The sequence below is a fragment of the Sphingobium lactosutens DS20 genome (assembly GCF_000445105.1).
In the GTDB taxonomy this organism is placed as follows: domain Bacteria; phylum Pseudomonadota; class Alphaproteobacteria; order Sphingomonadales; family Sphingomonadaceae; genus Sphingobium; species Sphingobium lactosutens.
On sequence record NZ_ATDP01000109.1, the window covers coordinates 70,332 to 86,619 of the forward strand.

The window sequence follows — 16,288 nt, forward strand, 5'->3', positions numbered from 1 at the left end:
GGACCGTTATTCGTCGGCTGCGACGGGTGGCAGGCTGGCGCTATTAAACGAAAGCAGACGGAGATGGGGATCAACAAATGCGCAGGGCAGCCGAGCCGAGCGGACTCCAATCGGAAGATCATCGAAGCCGCCCGCCATCTTTTCACCAACCGCGGCTTTCATCAGGCAGCGATGTCCGATCTAGCACAGCAGGCGGGCATAAGTGTCGGACAAATCTATCGCTCGTTCAGCGGCAAGGAGGAAATTATCGTCAAGCTGGTCGAGGATGAAATTGGGTCCTGGAAAAACGAGATTCGGTGCCTACGCCGACGTGAGGACTTCGGACAGCTGGCGGCCGCCGATCAACTGACGTCGCTCCTGCTCAGCTGCATCGCCGAAGACCGCGAGGCCATTTCAAGCGAAATCATGGCTGAAGCGTATCGCAATCCAGAGGTAGCCGCTGCGATACAAAGTTTTTGCCTTTTCCTTCAAAGGTATCTTGAAAACCTGATCCTCGCGGCAAGGCCTGGCGCCACGCCAGCGCAATTATCCTGCGCCAGGTTCCTCATACTCTATATATTTGCACTCAGACATAAGAGCATGGTCGCTCCTGGGCTGACGATCCAGAAGATCAGGACGCAGATCCGACATGCCGTGGCGGAAATTTTGGACGATCTGGCGGAGAGTGACCAAAGGTAGCGGGCCTTTCTCAATAATGGTCAGACGGGGCGTCGCGCCAGATCGCACGACGCCCTCGTTGCGTTTCTCAATTCAGAAATTGTAAGCGACGCCTACCAGGACCTTATGGCGATCAAAGGTCTCGCCACTGCCGCCCAGGTCAGCGTAGCGATATTCGAGCCGTGCCGACACCTTGTCGGTGAGGCTCCTTTCGACACCGCCGCCCACGCTCCAGCCATCGAAGTTGTCGCGGTCCCGAATTGTGCCGTCGATGCCCGATGTCCGGATCTTGGCCCGGCTGTTTTCATATCCACCGCGCACGTACAGAAGGGTCTGGTCGGTCACCAGATATCCAGCGCGCGCCGACACGTCGAAGGTGTAGCTGGGATCAATGCTGGACGGGCCGCGGCGCACGGCATCATCGGCGCCGATCGCAAAGCCGCCCTCGACGCCCAGCACGACCTTGGGCGCGACCTTGTGATTGTAACCGGCAAAGACACCGCCAACGAAGCTGTCCCGCGAGTCCCGGATCTCGACAGTGCCGATATCGGTATTGGCACGTCCGATCTTGTCGTGATTCCAGCCGACCTGGCCGCCAAGATAGGGACCATCGAAAACCTCGGCCGAAGCCGGGGCACATGCCAGCGCCGCTACAATGGCGAGGCTTCCTGCAAACAATGTCTTCATAAAAACGCTCCTGCAAAGGAAACTATGATAGGAGTGAGCGCTCGCTCCCATCGCGTAGATATGGATCGCATCTGGCTTGTCAAGTGATCGCAGGCATTTCGAAAGGCGTCGCGTCCGCTATGAGATCGTCCGGCACAATCCGAGGCGCGAAAGCGTAAGAAGGCGCCTTACCAGGCCGTGATGGAGCCCGCAGCGGCATCTCGCCACCAAAGGTCCTCGCTCCGCCTAGTCCGGGTTGGAAATCATTTATCGGAAAGGGATGCACGCAATATGCGCAATCTGTTGCAGAACTGCGCGCGTCTCACCACCCTTGGCCCGGATGGCTATTCCTGCCGATACCGACAGCAGATACCCAGCCGCCGCTTCGGGTAGCAAACTGCCCTTCAAGTCACCGGTGCGGCGTGCCTCTGCAAACCGGGTGGTCAATGCCTGCTCATGTCTTTCCCGCCATCCCGCGAGAATCTTCTCACAACCAGGCGCGCAAGCAATTCCGGCGTTGAGATCGAGCGCGCCGCGAGGCATTTCGCTCTGGGTCACAGTTTCAATCAATCCCTCAAGGAAGCGCCGTACGACTTCGCAAACTGTCGGCGCTGCCAGCGCATGGGCGACAAAGCGCAGATGGCATTCATCATATCGCTCGACCACGCGTCGAAACAAATCGTCTTTATTCCCGAAGAACCGATAAAGGCTCGGCCTTTCTATGCCCATGGCTGCGGTCAGATCGGAAAGGCTTGTTCCTTCATAGCCCTTTTCCCAAAACTCACGCATAGCGGCGTCAAGCGCCGCATCCATGTCAAACAGCCTTTTGCGACCCATCTTCCATCTCGCCAGTGATTGCCGAGCGATCACGGGAAAGGCAGCAGAGCGTACGCACCGCCCGCAATATCGCCTCCCTCAACATCGGCCGCCGGCTCTCCGCGTCGGGCGTGATGGATATTCCGAATGGATTGGCCGCTGTCCATGCCGAAGCGACGGTAATGATGAGCGTGAGCAGGAAGTCGGCCGGATAGTCGGAACCGACATGTCCGGCCGACTGCGCGGCCTGGATCCTTCGCACCTGAGCGGGAAGACTTAGAGTATCTTCCAACGGCCAGTTCCTTCTTTGTTCAAGTCCGTTCCACATGACGAGCCGCATAAGATGGGGATGGTCCATGGCGAAATCAAAGAGCATGCCAGCATAACCGGGAAGGTCATCAGGGTCGAACAGAACGGTCTGGTACACATCCCTCAAATGTCTTTCGAGAACGATCTCGAAGAGCTGCTCCTTATTGCCAAAATATTCATAAATCTGGCTTTTGTTTGCCTTCGCAGTCCGGGCGATGCGATCTACGCGCCCGCCTGCAATACCAAATGCAGCAAATTCTGCGGTCGCTGCGACCATGATACGTTCACGCGTCCGCTCGGACTTGCTCGGTTCGTTGACGGCCATGGTTCCTACATTTTCGTTGACAGATTCCTGCCGCGATGACATGCCACGCATAATAAACCAAATAGTTGGTTTTAACAATCTCGGCACGGAGGTGCAGCATGTTCACATCTCTCTATGCGCAGCCGTCAACCAGGTGGGCATGGTTGGCGTTTGCACTGATTGCGGGCTTCATGACCTGCACCATCTGGCCCGACATGGCATATGCGCAAAATGCGACCGCCCATGTCACGCTCGATCCGACTTTTCGTACCCCCGCCCCGCCCAATGATGCGTTCCCGCAAAATGCGGACCATGTTTTCTGGGGTACGCTCGCCATGTTGATCGCCGGGCTTGTGGCGACCGCGATTGCAGCGTTCGACTCATTCCGCCTGAAAACGACGGTTCCGATCGCCATCATCGTCGGAGCCGCCCTCTGCGTATATCCCGAGAGCGTCGACAACTATCTTGCAGGCTGCTTCTGGTCGACGTCGCACGATCCCGACAAGCTTCTCTATTTCCTCATGGGGCGGGAATTCGACTATTATGTCGCGATCATGTGGTGGACCTTCGGAGCGATCCTCGGGTACATCTTCTACAGCGCCCTGCAGCGCAATGTAACGACGGGCGGCCTTTGGATAGCCTTTGCCCTGTCCGGCATGGCTGACATCGTGATCGAGGAGCTGTTGCTGCGCTACGGCGGCATCTACACTTATTTCGGCCACCAGCCGCTGGTCCTTTTGGGCTACTTCCCGTGGTGGTGGCTGTTCGTGAACGTGTCGGCGCTTTATCTCAGCATAGCAGTCACCTATCGCTTCCGTGACTGGCTCAACGGCTGGAGGAGCATCTTCATCCTTCCGCTGATGCCGCTCTGCTACATCGGTGGCTTCTCCTTCGCCGCATTGCCGACCATCTATGTTATCCAGGGTGACTACTCGCCGATGGTGACCCAATTTGCCGGCATCCTCTCCTGCATTCTCGCTCTGATCCAGACTGGCGGCATCTTCTACTTCATTCTTGGTCGTAACCCGCTCGCCTTTGGCGAACGGGAGAAGCCGGCGGCTGATCGCGCTTCGAGACCGATAGCGGGCTTCGGCTCCGCGGTTGCGCAGCTCTGACCAGCACTCGCCAGACGAGCTCAATACCGGTGCCTCTGCCTCACGGCGGGGGCACCATTTCCAAAAAAACCAGGAGACGGCGATGACGAACGAGGCTCACGACGCGCAGATCATGCCCTTCAAAATCTCTATACCCGAAGATGAAATTCGCGACCTGCATGAACGGCTCGATCGCATCCGCTGGCCGGAACCCGAGACGGTAGCCGACTGGTCGCAAGGCGTGCCCATCGCCGATATGCGCGCCCTGGTGGATTACTGGCGCCATCACTATGACTGGCGCCGCTGCGAGAAGACGTTCAACGCCCTGCCCCAGTTCAAGACGACGCTTGACGGTCTCGATATATATTTCCTGCATATTCGCTCGTCGAACGCCGACGCTTTGCCTCTCATCCTCACCCATGGCTGGCCGGGATCGGTGCTCGAGTTTCTCAAGACGATCGGCCCCTTGAGCGAGCCGCAGGATTTCGGCGGCGATGCCGCGGACGCATTCCATCTCGTGATCCCGGCTTTGCCTGGTTATGGGTTCTCCGACAAACCAACAGGGACAGGTTGGGGACTCGAGCGGATCGCCTCAAACTGGCACCTGCTGATGCAGCGACTGGGCTATCATGAATATGTGGCGCAGGGCGGGGACTGGGGCTCGGCGGTCACACACACGCTGGCGCGGCAAAAACCGGACGGATTGAAGGCCATCCACACGAATTTGCCCGTCGTAATGCCCCCGCCGCCCTATGAAAATCTCAATGCCGAGGAAGCGGCGATGCTGGCAGCCATGGGGCACTATCAGCGCTGGGAAAGTGGCTATTCCACGCAGCAGATGAGCCGCCCCCAGACCCTGGGATATGGGCTGGCCGACTCGCCTGTCGGTCAGGCGGCGTGGATATTCGAGAAGCTCCAGAGCTGGGCCGATTGTGCAGGTAACCCGCTCAATATCTTTAGCTATGACGAAATTCTCGACAGCATCATGATGTACTGGTTGCCCAATTGCGGTGCCTCTTCTGCGCGGCTCTACTGGGAGAGTTTCGACGGCGCCTTCGTCGTAAACGAGCCTGTCGCCGTACCTTGCGGATATAGTGTTTTCCCCAAGGAGATATACAAGGCACCGCGTAGCTGGGCGGAACGGTGCACGCCTCAGCTCATCCATTGGAACGAGCTTGAGAAAGGTGGCCATTTCGCAGCGTTCGAACAACCTGAACTTTTCGTCGAGGAAGTGCGGATCTGCTTCCGCCAAATCCGTTAAAGGATGATCACTTTCGCTTTCCCGCCGCCGGGTCTGTGCCGTTCGGCGGCGGGAAGTAAACGGGCTTTACAAACGCTTAGCGCGAAGTCGTAGCGCATTGCCGATGACGCTCACGGACGACAACGCCATGGCCGCCGCTGCCACGATCGGTGAAAGGAGAACGCCGAGAACCGGGTAGAGCGCACCTGCGGCGATCGGCACACCGGCCACATTATAGGCAAAGGCGAACAGCAGATTCTGGCGGATGTTTCGCATGGTGGCTTGGGAGAGTCGTCGCGCCCGTACTATCCCCATGAGATCGCCTTTGAGCAAGGTTATGCCAGCGCTCTCGATCGCCACGTCAGTGCCGGTGCCCATGGCGATGCCGACATCCGCCGCCGCCAGCGCCGGCGCATCGTTGACGCCGTCTCCGGCCATCGCGACAACCCGCCCTTCCCCCTTGAGCCGCGCGACCACGGCGCTCTTCTGGTCGGGCAGGACATCGGCCTCCACCTCATCGATGCCGAGCGCGCGAGCCACGGCCTGGGCAGTAGTCTTGTTGTCGCCTGTCAGCATCACGACGCGAATGCCCTCGCCGCGAAGCGCCTCGAGCGCCTGGGCCGTGGTCGGCTTGACCGGATCGGCGATCGCGAAAATGCCGGCCACCCTATCGTCGATCCCCACATAGATGGCGGTGGCACCGTCTCGGCGCATCTCATCCGCCCGGGACGTGAGACTGGAGACATCGATGCCCAGCTCACCGAGGAACGCCGCATTGCCGAGCGCAACCTTCTTGCCATCCACGACACCGCGCGCACCCTTGCCCGTCGGTGAATCGAAGGCGGAAACGTCCGGCAGCGCCATACCGCGGACCTGGGCGTGCGCGACGATCGCCTGCGCCAGGGGGTGCTCCGAAGCGCGTTCGATGCCCGCAGACAGGCGCACTATCTCGTCCTCGGCATATCCTGGCGCGGCTACCACGGACGTGACCGCAGGCTTTCCCTGGGTCAGGGTGCCGGTCTTGTCGACGACCAGCGTATCGACTTTCTCCATGCGCTCGAGCGCTTCGGCATTCTTAATAAGGACGCCCAGACCCGCCCCCTTCCCTACCCCCACCATGATCGACATCGGGGTCGCCAGTCCCAGGGCGCAGGGACAGGCAATGATCAGCACCGACACCGCCGCGACGAGACCATAGGAAAAGCGGGGCTCCGGCCCGAACAGCACCCAGGCGGCGAACGCGAGCAAGGCGATGCCGATCACGCCGGGCACGAACCAGCCCGAAACAATGTCGGCCATGCGCTGGATCGGCGCCCGCGATCGCTGCGCGTCCGCCACCATCTGGACGATACGCGCGAGCATCGTATCCTCTCCGATCCGCTCGGCGCGGATCACCAGCGCGCCGCTCTGGTTGAGCGTGCCGCCGATCACCCGCTCGCCGATACTGCGCGTGACCGGCATGGACTCGCCGGTTATCATCGCTTCATCGAGCGAGGATCGACCGTCTTCGACGATTCCGTCGACCGGAACCGCTTCGCCCGGTCGCACTCGCAGCCGGTCTCCGGGAAGGACATCCTCGACGGCGACGTCCGCTTCAGTACCATCCGGGGCGATGCGCCGCGCGGTCTTGGGCGCGAGATCAAGGAGCGCCTTGATGGCGTCGGAGGTCTGCTCCCGCGCGCGCAGTTCAAGGACCTGTCCCAGGAGAACAAGCACCGTGATCACGGCCGCTGCCTCGAAATAGACCGCGACCGTTCGGTCTGCCCCGCGAAACGCCGCCGGAAAGATGCCGGGAACGAGTGTGGCAACGACACTGTAGGTCCAGGCGACCCCGGTCCCCATGCCGATCAACGTGAACATGTTGAGATGGCCGGTCCGCAGCGACACGCCTGCGCGCTCAAAGAATGGCCAACCGGCCCATAGCACCACGGGCGTAGCCAGCACGAACTGTACCCAGGTCGAGATATGAGGTGGCACCAGATGATGGATCGCCGGGACGAGATGTCCTCCCATTTCAAGCACGAACACCGGCAGAGCGAGAAGGAGCGCGATCCAGAAGCGCCGCGTCATATTCAGGAGTTCAGGATTGGGTGCCTGCGCAGCCGCCCGTTCCGGCTCGAGCGCCATGCCGCAGATCGGACAGGCGCCCGGCCCGTCACGCCGAACCTGGGGATGCATCGGGCAGGTGTAGACGCTCCCGGCCGGCGCCGGTGCCACTTCAGGCCGATTTCCCGCCGCAAGGCCACGACCATGCGCCGCACCGTGGTGCACATGGTCGTGGTTGCGGTCCTGATGCGGAGGATGATTCATGGGTTCATCGCCTTGCCTTCATGGGACGACGCATATCGGCAGTCGCCGAGCATGCCGGCGTGTCCAGGTGCCGCAACGCCCTAACCCTTGCCTGGCCGATAGTGGACGACGAGCAGATCACCCTCCAGGCTTTCGATCAGGCTCTGGGCGGTGCTGCCGATCAGCGCGTCGAACAGCACGCCGCGGCCGTGGCTACCAATCACGGTGAGGTCAGCATGCTCGTTCTCGACATAATCGGCGAGCAGTCGCCCGGGCGTACCATGCTCGATCACGACATCGGCGCCGGCCCTCACGCCTGCATCCACACGCTCGTCGCTCAGGAATTTTGTCCCAAGGTCCTTTTCCATCGTGCGCAGGTTGCGGACATAGTCTCTTTCATCGAGCATGCCCGAGAACGGCACGTCATAAGCATGGAACAGCGTCAGGTCGCGCGCGGGAAACAGCGCAGAGGTCGTCAGCAGCGCCTGCAGCGAGGCTTCGGAGAAATCCGTCGCCACGACGATGCTCCTGTAGGACCGAAGCGCGCGATCGTGAACGACGAGGACGGGCACCGGCGACCCGCGCACGAGCCGGTTGACGGTACTGCCCAGGATCATCCGACCCAGCGTCTCATCACGCGCGATCCCCGTCACGATTAGATCGCAGCCTTCGCGCGCGGCGATCGCGAGGAGCGTCTCGCCAGGCTCCCCCTCCTCGACGATGACCCGGATGAACTCGGCCGCGGCGCCAAGATCACGCTTAAGGCGCCAGCGCATCCTTTCGACCGGGCTCGGCAACCGCCGCCAGGACGCGGGCGTCCGATCGAATCGGTACTGGCGGTTTTGCGCAGGATCGACGACATAGGCCGCGATCAGCTCCGCCTGCCACTCCTGGGAGAGCTGGACCGCACGGTCGAGCGCCCGGTCACAGCGACAGCTGAGATCCGTGGCGAGCAGGATCTTTCGGGGCGGCGTCTGGCCAGGCTGGGTCATCGGATGTCCTTTCACATTTTCGGGGATCGGGTCGGCGCCGGTCACGCGAGTTCCTCGAACCAGCCCAGGCGCCGCATCAGCAGCTTTTCCGCTTCGAGGCACAGGAAGAGGAGGACGCCCAGGCCGACGATCAGCATGGCGTCCGCAGGGGTGAGCGGCCGGCTCTCGAAGATCACATGCATGACGGGCGCGTAGGTGTAGAAAAGCTGCGCACCGACGACGACCACGATGGCGGCTAGCACTGCCGGTGTCCCTAGCACGCCACGCCAAGTGAGCGAGCGCATGTGCAGATAGCGCACGTTGAAGAGATAGAAGATCTCGGCGACAACCAGCATGTTGACGACCAGGGTACGCGCTGTCTCCAGATCACGCCCCTGTCCGTTGGCGTGGAAGAATATCCCGAGCGCCAGCGCGGCCATGAGCCCGGACACCAGGAATACGCGCCACAGCAGGAACGGTGATAGCAGCGGCGCATCGGCATGCCGCGGCCGCCGCGCCATGGTTCCCGGTTCGCTTGGCTCGAAAGCCAGAACGAGACCCAGTGTGACGGCGAGGACGAGATTGATCCAGAGGATCTGCGTCGCCGTCATTGGCAGGGTGAAACCAACCAGGATTGCCAGAACGACCGCGACCGTCTCGCCACCATTGGTCGGCAGGGTCCAGGCGATCACCTTGCGGATATTATCGTAAACCGTGCGCCCTTCGCGCACCGCCGCCACGATCGACGCGAAATTGTCGTCCAGCAGCACCATCTCGGCGGCTTCCTTGGCCGCCTCGGTGCCCTTGTGTCCCATGGCTGTTCCGACGTCGGCCTGCTTGAGCGATGGGGCGTCATTGACCCCGTCACCGGTCATGGCGACGATCAGGCGATGGGCCTGCAGCGCGCGGACGATCCGAAGCTTGTGCTCCGGACTGGAGCGGGCAAACACATCGATCTCCAGCACCTTGTCGATCAGCGCTTCGTCAGAGAGGTTTTCGAGCTCGGCTCCCGTCATGCCACGAGGCGCCTCGCTCAGCCCGAGCTGGCGCGCGATGCTGAGCGCGGTGGCCAGATGGTCTCCCGTGATCATCTTGACCGAAATTCCGGCCGAGCGACATTCCGCGATCGCGGCCTTCGCCTCCTCGCGCGGCGGGTCGATGAACCCCATCAGTCCAAGAAACTCTATTCCGCTCTCCAGATCAGCGAAGGTCAGCCGATCGTCACGAGCCTGGAGCCGCTTGATGGCGAACCCCAGCAGCCGTTCGCCCTGATCGGCGGCACCCGCGAGGCGCGGCTCCCACATCCGGGGATCGGCGCCTGCCATTGCGATGACGGCCTCCGGCGCGCCCTTGATGAAGATCACCCCCTTCCCGCCCGGGCCATGGTGGAGGGTCGCCATGAAGCGATAGGCGGCATCGAACGGTATCTCGTCGATCCGCTTCCATTCGCCGCGCAGATGGTCGGGATTGAGGCCCGATTTCATTGCCAGCGCGACCAGCGCGCCTTCCATCGGGTCTCCGTCTACATGCCAACGGCCGGCATCGCCGCGCAGCGCCGCATCGTTGCAGAGCAATCCGCATCGGATGATCGCTGCCGACGCCGCGATAGCGGCCGCGTCGTCGTCCGCGCCCTCGCTGGTGAGCCCTCCCTCCGGCGCGTATCCCGATCCCCCGACCATCACTTCTTCGCTCGGCAGAAGTATCCTGCGCACCATCATCTCGTTGCGGGTAAGCGTGCCGGTCTTGTCCGAACAGATGACCGAGGTCACGCCGAGCGTCTCGACGGCCGGCAGGCGGCGGATGACGGCATTGCGCGCCGCCATGCGCTGGACGCCGATCGCCAGCGTGATCGTGATGACGGCGGGGAGCCCTTCGGGAATGATGCCCACAGCAAGCGCCACCACCGCGATCAACGCGTCGATCCAGTGGAATTCGCGCGCGACCACGGCAAAAGTGAAGAGCGCGATCGCGCCGACCAGCACAAAGCCGGTGAAGCGCGTGCCGAAGGCGTTGATCTGGCGCAGCAACGGCGTGCTGACCGTTTCCACAGCCTGCATGAGCTTGCTGATCCGGCCGATCTGGGTGCGGGTTCCGGTTTCCACGACTACGCCGCTGGCTTGACCCGACGCGACCAGCGTTCCGGAGAAGAGCATGCACTGGCGATCCGCGATGGCCGCGTCTTCACCGACCGCCGCTTCTTGCTTTTCCGCTGCGACAGATTCCCCGGTCAGCGCAGCCTCATCGACAAGCAGGCCGCGGGCGCGCAGGAGGCGCAGATCCGCGGGCACGCGGTCCCCCGCCTCGATCAGCACGATATCGCCGGGGACGATGTCCGCAACCGCGATGGTGCGCCGCGCTCCATCGCGTAGGACCGTTGCATGGGGCGCTATCATATCGCGAATGGCACCCAGCGCTCTCTCCGCCTTGCCCTCCTGGAGAAATCCTACGATGGCGTTGATGAGGACGACGACGACGATGACCGAGGCATCGACAAGATGCCCGAGCAGCGCGGCGGCGAAAGCAGCGGCAAGCAGGAAATAGATCAGCGCACTGTTGAACTGCCTCAGAAACCGGAGAACCGGATGGACTGTCTTGCCGACCGGCAGGGCATTGGCGCCATATGCAGCGAGACGATGCTCCGCTTCCACCTGGCTCAGGCCGGCACTGGAGCATTGAAGCGCCCGAAGCACTTCTTCGACAGGCATCGCGTGCCACTCGAGCACGACCGGTGTCTCCGCCATTACTACTCCTCATAGTTGCATCGCTCGAGCCTAGGTGGCGAGCGGCCGGACCTGTATAAGGGATGCTACTAGGTCGAGCGGTGGGTCATCGTGGCGGGCGGCCGGACTGATATCGCTTCGCGGTGCAGCCCGAACAAGGGTGCGAACATTTGAAGCCGCGGCGACGACTGCAGGAGCCAGACACCGCTACGGGACATCCCGTAGAGCAGTTCTCACCTACCAACGATATTTGCCCCCCAACCGTCGTGAAATACTGAGAGAGAGGACGCATGGCCCAGAAAATGAAGGCCGCAATTTTCATCGAGCCGGAGCGGATCATCCTGGGCGAAAAGCCGGTGCCCGAAATCGGCCCGCTCGATGCGCTGATCCGGGTGACCCTGACGACGATCTGCGGCACCGACGTCCATATTCTCAAGGGCGAATATCCCGTCGCGGCCGGGCTCACCATCGGTCATGAGCCGGTGGGAATCATCGAGAAGCTGGGTTCGGCCGTTCAGGGGTATCACGAAGGCCAGCGCGTCGTCGCGGGCGCGATCACGCCGTCGGGCACGTCCTATGCCTGCCTGGCCGGCCTGCATTCCCAATGCGGCGGCGCCCATGGCCATGGCTGGAAGCCGATGGGGGGATGGCGGTTCGGCAACACGATCGATGGCGCGCAGGCCGAATATCTGCTTGTGCCCGATGCGATGGCCAATCTCGCACCCGTCCCCGACGGCCTCACCGACGAGCAGGTTCTCATGTGCCCCGACATTCTTTCGACCGGGATCGGCGGCGCGGAAGCGGGCAAAGTGAAGATCGGCGATACCGTCGCCATCTTCGCGCAGGGGCCAATCGGCCTGTGCGCGACCATCGGCGCGCGAATGATGGGCGCAACCTCGATCATCGCGGTCGATGCCCTTCCTGAACGGCTCGAGATCGCGCAGCGCATGGGCGCCGATCATCTGGTCGATATCGGCAAGGTCGATCCGGTGGACGAGATCCGCCGAATCACGGGCGGTCGCGGCGTCGATGTCGCGATCGAGGCCCTGGGTCGACAGGCGACCTTCGAGGCGGCGCTTCGCGTGTTGCGCCCCGGCGGCACGCTATCGTCGCTTGGCGTCTATTCCGAAGACCTCAGGATCCCGCTGGACGCGTTCGCCGCCGGGCTCGGCGATCATCGTATCGTCACGACGCTGTGTCCCGGCGGCAAGGAGCGCATGCGGCGATTGATGGAGGTGATCGGGTCAGGACGCGCCGATACTACTTCGCTCGTCACGCAGAGGTTCGGTCTCGACGATATCGAGACCGCCTACGAGCTTTTCGCGCATCAGCGCGACGGCGTGCTCAAGGTCGCGATCCGGCCGTAAGGCGCACTCCGCTGAAAGCCGCCGCCCGCCATGCGCGCGCTGCGGATTTCAGTGCGCGAACAGGATCGGAACCGCCGCACCCTCGAGCAGGTCATGGGTAACGCCGCCCAGGAACAGCTCGCGCAATTTCGAATGCGCCGACGCACCCAGGACAAGAATGTCGGCCAGTTGCCGGCGCGCCATGCCCTCGAGCACTTCGGCCTCGCTGTTGCCATCGGAGGCCAGCGCGTGAACCGTCACGGCAAAGCCATGTCGAGACAGATTTCGCGCGATGTCCGCACCGGGATCAGAACCATGACCTTTGGTCGAGGGGTCGCCATCGACGATCATGATGTCTATCCGCGCACCGGGCGAGGTGAGCATTTGCGCCTCGCTCACCGCCCGGGTCGCTTCGCGGGTCGCGTTCCAGCCGACCACCAGATGCTTGAAGGTTCGCGGCTTCCAGGCCTGTGGCAGGATCAGCAGGGGCCGTCCCGAGGACAGCGCCACATTTTCAACAAGCCGGCGGCGAAGCCGCTGATTGGCGTAAGCAGCAGCCGGTCCAAACAGCACCAGATCGGCATATCGGGCCTGGACCGGTGCCTTATCGAGCAGGACCGCCGGATCGTCGCTCAATATACGGACTTCGACGCCCTCGCTCGCGACGAGCTTTTCCACGCGCGCCTGCTTCTCTTCCGACGCCTTCAGGAAATCGGCGAGAACGATATAGGGTGGCCCAAAGGCGACGGCGTAATCGGGCGTCGGGATAGCAGACAGAACCGCGATCGAAAGATGGGCTTCATGGAACCGCGCGAAGGCGAGCACATCCTTGAGAAACCGTTCGTCGGCTTCGCCTGTGTCTACGATCGCAAGAATATCCTTGAGCATGTCCAACGTCCTCCCAATAGCAGGAAGGTCGCTGAAAGTGCCGCACCAGGCATTTCGGGAATATACGTAGCTGTCGCCTCAGGCACGGCCAGTTGCCCGATCGACGGACGCGATCAGGCGTCGCTCGATCGCCGGCTTCTCGAGAATGTCGACGAATATCGCCTCGCCGTTCGCCGCGGCGAGATAGTCCGCGCGATAGGCCGTGACGAGGATCGCCGGGCGCGACCAGCCGGTCGCGCGCAGGCCGCGCACCAGCGCGATTCCGTCCATGCCCTGCATGAGAAATTCCGTGACCAGGCACAGGGCATCCCCGACGGCGGGATCCCTGAGCGCCTGGATAGGGCTCGAATGCGCACGCACCTCATAGCCGCATGCCTCGAGCGCCAGCAAGCTGGCGCGGCGCACCGCCGCATCGTCATCGACCACGCATATCCTGGGACGCACGGGCGGCGCCGGATCAACCATATCGTGCATCCTCGCACCGGCCGGATCATACCGACCTGTTTCCGCTATGTGTCTTTGTAAGGACGCGCGTCGCTACGTAAGTTCCCGCAGCCACGAGAAACCACGTTTGTCGGGGCGCCATCCCTTGCCATGGCGAGAGGCAGGACTCATGGAGGGTTCGCGACGTGGAAAAGTTCTTGCGCTTATCGCTGTCTAGCCGTCGCGCGATAGCTTTTCCCGTCTCTCGTGGCGCTCCTGCGCCTCGACGGTCATCGTGGCGACCGGCCGCGCCTCAAGGCGCCGCAACGAAATCTGTTCGCCGGTAATCTCGCAATAGCCGTACTCGCCGTCCTCGATCCTGCGAAGGGCGGCGTCGATCTTCGCGATGAGCTTGCGCTGGCGATCGCGCGTGCGCAGTTCGACCGACCAGTCCGCCTCATGCGACGCACGATCGTTGGGGTCAGGCTCGCGAAGTTGCTCCATTTGCAGCACGTTGAGGGTGGCCTCGGCCTCGCCGAGTATCTGCTTCTTCCAGGCCAGTAGCCGCGAGCGAAAATACTCCATCTGCAAGGGGTTCATGAACGCCTCGTCGTCAGACGGACGATAGTCGACCGGAAGTTCGACCGATGCGTTGGTCATGACAGCTCCCTTGCCCGCTTTTGCGCTTCGTTGATCGCGGTGCGCCGTTCGGTTTCTTCGGCCGCACGGGCCATCTCTTCCCAGCGCTCGGCTGACCGCTCGCGCTGCTGGCGGCGCTTTGGGAGGCTCTCCTGTCGCGCCGCGCTCCGTTCGGCGATGGCGTTCTGATTATAAAAGCTGGCGGCGCTCAATTCTCATCTCACACTGTACCGACCGGGCTGACGATCCTCGGACTCGTGTCGCCTCCTAGCATGAAATTGCTGAGATTGCGTCCCTTTGCTGCAACGGCCCTGCGATGTGCTGCCCAGCCTCGGATCGGTGCGCACCGAACATCCGTATATCGAGCCGTTTTCCGGCTCCACAGCGGCTGAGAAGCGTCGTTGCCATCGCGCTCATGGCAAATGAGCGCGTCTAAATGTCGCCCCCCTCAGGAAAAACTTGCCGCCTTCCAGCTCTCCGACAACGATAGCGACATGACCTATCTGGAGGAACATTGGGGCGCGTTTTATCTGGTGACCGAGTGGATCATTCGGCTGACGATGGTCGTGCTCGTTCCGCTCCGCCGGTCTCCCGAAGCGGCCCGAAGCTGGTTGCTGCTTCTCTTCTTCCTGCCCATCCCCGGCCTCATCCTCTATCTCGCTATCGGCCGCCCCCGATTTCCCAAATGGCGAAGGCAGCGGTTTGCCGGCAACCCAAGGTCCGGACAAACCGACGCTGCGCTCACCGCGGCTGGGGCGGATTTTCCCGCCGACATCGAAATGGCGCGTCAACCTGTCGCACGGCTCGTCGCGAACTTGGGCGGTATGACAGCGGTCGGCGGCAATGATCTTCGTCTGCTCTACGAATATGATGACACGGTCGAAAGCCTCTGCAGTGATATCGACGGCGCGCGCGATCATGTCCATCTGCTGGTCTATATCTTTGCCGACGACGATGTCGGAATGCAGGTCGTCGAAGCGCTGGGCCGGGCGGCCCGGCGCGGCGTGTCGTGCAGGGTGATGATCGATGCGCTGGGCTCGCGGCCCTGGCGGTCACGCGTGATCGCAGCCATGCAGGCACGGGGTGTCGATGCACGTGAGGTCCTGCCGGTCCGGCCATTGCGATGGCGGCCGGCGCGGGCCGACCTGCGCAATCACCGCAAGCTCACCATCATTGATGGTGAGATCGGTTACATCGGCTCCCAGAACATCGTCGCCGCCGATTTCCGGCCCGGTATCCGCAACCAGGAGTTGGTGGCGCGCACGACCGGCCCGATCGTGGCGCAATTGCAGTCCGTATTCCTGTCGGACTGGTACCTTGAAACAGAGCAGCAAGTGACAGCCGATGCGCTCTTCCCCGCTACTGAGCCGCGCGGATCCGTGTCCCTACAGTTGCTGCCCAGCGGACCGGATTATCCGGTGTCCGGAAGCGAACGCCTCACTGTCGAGTTGATCTATGCCGCGCGCGAGCGCGTCGTCATCACCACACCCTATTTCATTCCCGACGAGGGATTGATCGAGGCCATTCAGTCCGCCGTCCTGCGCGGCGTGGATGTCCGGCTCGTCGTCTCGCTCGTGCAGGACCAGCTACTGGTCGGCCTCGCCCAGCGCTCCTTCTACGCTGAAATGCTGCGCGCGGGTGTGCGCCTGTTTCTTTACGAGGACAGGCTGCTCCATGCCAAGCACATCACCGTCGATGACGACCTCGCCACTATCGGCTCGAGCAACGTCGACATTCGGTCGTTCACCCTCAATGCGGAGGCCAATCTCGTCATATACACGCCCGGCGAGGTTCGCCGCGTCCGCGCCGTGGAAGAGCGCTATTTCGAGGGCAGCCGGGAACTGACATACCAGGATTGGGCGCGCCGACCGTTCATGCGGAAGATCGCGGAGAATCTGGCTCGTCTCATCAGTCCCCTCCTCTGAT

Annotated in this window: 15 protein-coding genes; 5 read left to right on the forward strand and 10 right to left on the reverse strand. The window is 62.3% G+C overall.

The genetic code is table 11. The features are described 5' to 3' along the window. The first annotated feature begins 63 nt into the window (after positions 1-63). Complete coding sequence (locus tag RLDS_RS52685; protein ID WP_021228528.1) at positions 64-678, forward strand: TetR/AcrR family transcriptional regulator; 615 nt, start codon at positions 64-66, stop codon at positions 676-678. 72 nt (positions 679-750) lie between these two features. Here RLDS_RS52685 and RLDS_RS52690 read toward each other — a convergent pair whose 3' ends face one another. The 3 genes from RLDS_RS52690 to RLDS_RS52700 form a co-directional block, all read right to left on the reverse strand. Then, positions 751-1,344, reverse strand: coding sequence for an outer membrane protein (locus RLDS_RS52690; RefSeq protein ID WP_021228529.1), 594 nt, complete (start codon positions 1,342-1,344; stop codon positions 751-753). A gap of 246 nt (positions 1,345-1,590) precedes the next feature. Next, positions 1,591-2,136: a TetR/AcrR family transcriptional regulator gene (locus RLDS_RS52695; protein ID WP_021228530.1), complete on the reverse strand. Its 546-nt coding sequence runs from the start codon at positions 2,134-2,136 to the stop codon at positions 1,591-1,593. 1 nt (position 2,137) lies between these two features. Continuing rightward, a complete protein-coding gene (locus RLDS_RS52700) occupies positions 2,138-2,773 on the reverse strand; it encodes a TetR family transcriptional regulator (protein WP_021228531.1) in 636 nt (211 codons plus the stop codon). A 314-nt stretch (positions 2,774-3,087) separates the two neighbouring features. Here RLDS_RS52700 and RLDS_RS52705 point away from each other — a divergent pair, with 314 nt between their 5' ends. Next, positions 3,088-3,867 carry a hypothetical protein gene (locus RLDS_RS52705; protein WP_161626762.1) on the forward strand — a complete coding sequence of 260 codons (780 nt, stop codon included), beginning with the start codon at positions 3,088-3,090 and terminating at the stop codon, positions 3,865-3,867. A gap of 82 nt (positions 3,868-3,949) precedes the next feature. After that, on the forward strand, positions 3,950-5,107 hold the full coding sequence (locus RLDS_RS52710; protein WP_021228533.1) for an epoxide hydrolase family protein: 1,158 nt from the start codon (positions 3,950-3,952) through the stop codon (positions 5,105-5,107). A gap of 66 nt (positions 5,108-5,173) precedes the next feature. Here the strand turns inward: RLDS_RS52710 and RLDS_RS52715 are convergent, their stop codons facing one another. From RLDS_RS52715 to RLDS_RS52725, 3 genes are all read right to left on the reverse strand, one after another. Continuing rightward, positions 5,174-7,396 carry a copper-transporting P-type ATPase gene (locus RLDS_RS52715; protein WP_021228534.1) on the reverse strand — a complete coding sequence of 741 codons (2,223 nt, stop codon included), beginning with the start codon at positions 7,394-7,396 and terminating at the stop codon, positions 5,174-5,176. Between the two features lie 80 nt (positions 7,397-7,476). Next, the gene (locus tag RLDS_RS52720) at positions 7,477-8,412 is read right to left on the reverse strand and encodes a universal stress protein (protein ID WP_021228535.1); all 936 of its coding nucleotides are present in this window, start codon (positions 8,410-8,412) and stop codon (positions 7,477-7,479) included. After that, positions 8,409-11,087, reverse strand: a complete 2,679-nt coding sequence (locus RLDS_RS52725; protein WP_021228536.1) for an HAD-IC family P-type ATPase — start codon at positions 11,085-11,087, stop codon at positions 8,409-8,411. The genes RLDS_RS52720 and RLDS_RS52725 overlap by 4 nt, the downstream gene beginning before the upstream one ends. A gap of 269 nt (positions 11,088-11,356) precedes the next feature. Here RLDS_RS52725 and RLDS_RS52730 point away from each other — a divergent pair, with 269 nt between their 5' ends. Continuing rightward, positions 11,357-12,433: an NAD(P)-dependent alcohol dehydrogenase gene (locus tag RLDS_RS52730; RefSeq protein WP_021228537.1), complete on the forward strand. Its 1,077-nt coding sequence runs from the start codon at positions 11,357-11,359 to the stop codon at positions 12,431-12,433. A gap of 48 nt (positions 12,434-12,481) precedes the next feature. Here RLDS_RS52730 and RLDS_RS52735 read toward each other — a convergent pair whose 3' ends face one another. The 4 genes from RLDS_RS52735 to RLDS_RS52750 all read right to left on the reverse strand — a co-directional run bounded on the left by RLDS_RS52735 (position 12,482) and on the right by RLDS_RS52750 (position 14,574). Further along, positions 12,482-13,300, reverse strand: a complete 819-nt coding sequence (locus RLDS_RS52735) for a universal stress protein (RefSeq protein ID WP_021228538.1) — start codon at positions 13,298-13,300, stop codon at positions 12,482-12,484. A gap of 78 nt (positions 13,301-13,378) precedes the next feature. Then, complete coding sequence (locus RLDS_RS52740) at positions 13,379-13,765, reverse strand: response regulator (RefSeq protein WP_021228539.1); 387 nt, start codon at positions 13,763-13,765, stop codon at positions 13,379-13,381. 192 nt (positions 13,766-13,957) lie between these two features. Continuing rightward, entirely contained in the window at positions 13,958-14,383 is a 426-nt protein-coding gene (gene dksA, locus RLDS_RS52745) for an RNA polymerase-binding protein DksA (protein ID WP_021228540.1), read from the reverse strand. Continuing rightward, positions 14,380-14,574, reverse strand: a complete 195-nt coding sequence (locus tag RLDS_RS52750; protein ID WP_021228541.1) for a hypothetical protein — start codon at positions 14,572-14,574, stop codon at positions 14,380-14,382. Before RLDS_RS52750 ends, dksA begins: the two co-directional genes overlap by 4 nt. Before the next feature lie 282 nt (positions 14,575-14,856). Here RLDS_RS52750 and cls point away from each other — a divergent pair, with 282 nt between their 5' ends. After that, complete coding sequence (cls, locus tag RLDS_RS52755; RefSeq protein ID WP_021228542.1) at positions 14,857-16,287, forward strand: cardiolipin synthase; 1,431 nt, start codon at positions 14,857-14,859, stop codon at positions 16,285-16,287. Position 16,288: the final 1 nt, after the last annotated feature.

Excerpts from the sequence above, each read along its gene's own strand:
- RLDS_RS52685 (WP_021228528.1), top strand. The coding sequence starts at position 64 with ATGGGGATCAACAAATGCGCAGGGCAGCCGAGCCGAGCGGACTCCAAT.
- RLDS_RS52690 (WP_021228529.1), bottom strand. The coding sequence starts at position 1,344 with ATGAAGACATTGTTTGCAGGAAGCCTCGCCATTGTAGCGGCGCTGGCA.
- RLDS_RS52695 (WP_021228530.1), bottom strand. The coding sequence starts at position 2,136 with ATGGATGCGGCGCTTGACGCCGCTATGCGTGAGTTTTGGGAAAAGGGC.
- RLDS_RS52700 (WP_021228531.1), bottom strand. The coding sequence starts at position 2,773 with ATGGCCGTCAACGAACCGAGCAAGTCCGAGCGGACGCGTGAACGTATC.
- RLDS_RS52705 (WP_161626762.1), top strand. The coding sequence starts at position 3,088 with ATGTTGATCGCCGGGCTTGTGGCGACCGCGATTGCAGCGTTCGACTCA.
- RLDS_RS52710 (WP_021228533.1), top strand. The coding sequence starts at position 3,950 with ATGACGAACGAGGCTCACGACGCGCAGATCATGCCCTTCAAAATCTCT.
- RLDS_RS52715 (WP_021228534.1), bottom strand. The coding sequence starts at position 7,396 with ATGAATCATCCTCCGCATCAGGACCGCAACCACGACCATGTGCACCAC.
- RLDS_RS52725 (WP_021228536.1), bottom strand. The coding sequence starts at position 11,087 with ATGGCGGAGACACCGGTCGTGCTCGAGTGGCACGCGATGCCTGTCGAA.
- RLDS_RS52730 (WP_021228537.1), top strand. The coding sequence starts at position 11,357 with ATGGCCCAGAAAATGAAGGCCGCAATTTTCATCGAGCCGGAGCGGATC.
- RLDS_RS52735 (WP_021228538.1), bottom strand. The coding sequence starts at position 13,300 with ATGCTCAAGGATATTCTTGCGATCGTAGACACAGGCGAAGCCGACGAA.
- RLDS_RS52740 (WP_021228539.1), bottom strand. The coding sequence starts at position 13,765 with ATGGTTGATCCGGCGCCGCCCGTGCGTCCCAGGATATGCGTGGTCGAT.
- dksA (WP_021228540.1), bottom strand. The coding sequence starts at position 14,383 with ATGACCAACGCATCGGTCGAACTTCCGGTCGACTATCGTCCGTCTGAC.
- cls (WP_021228542.1), top strand. The coding sequence starts at position 14,857 with ATGACCTATCTGGAGGAACATTGGGGCGCGTTTTATCTGGTGACCGAG.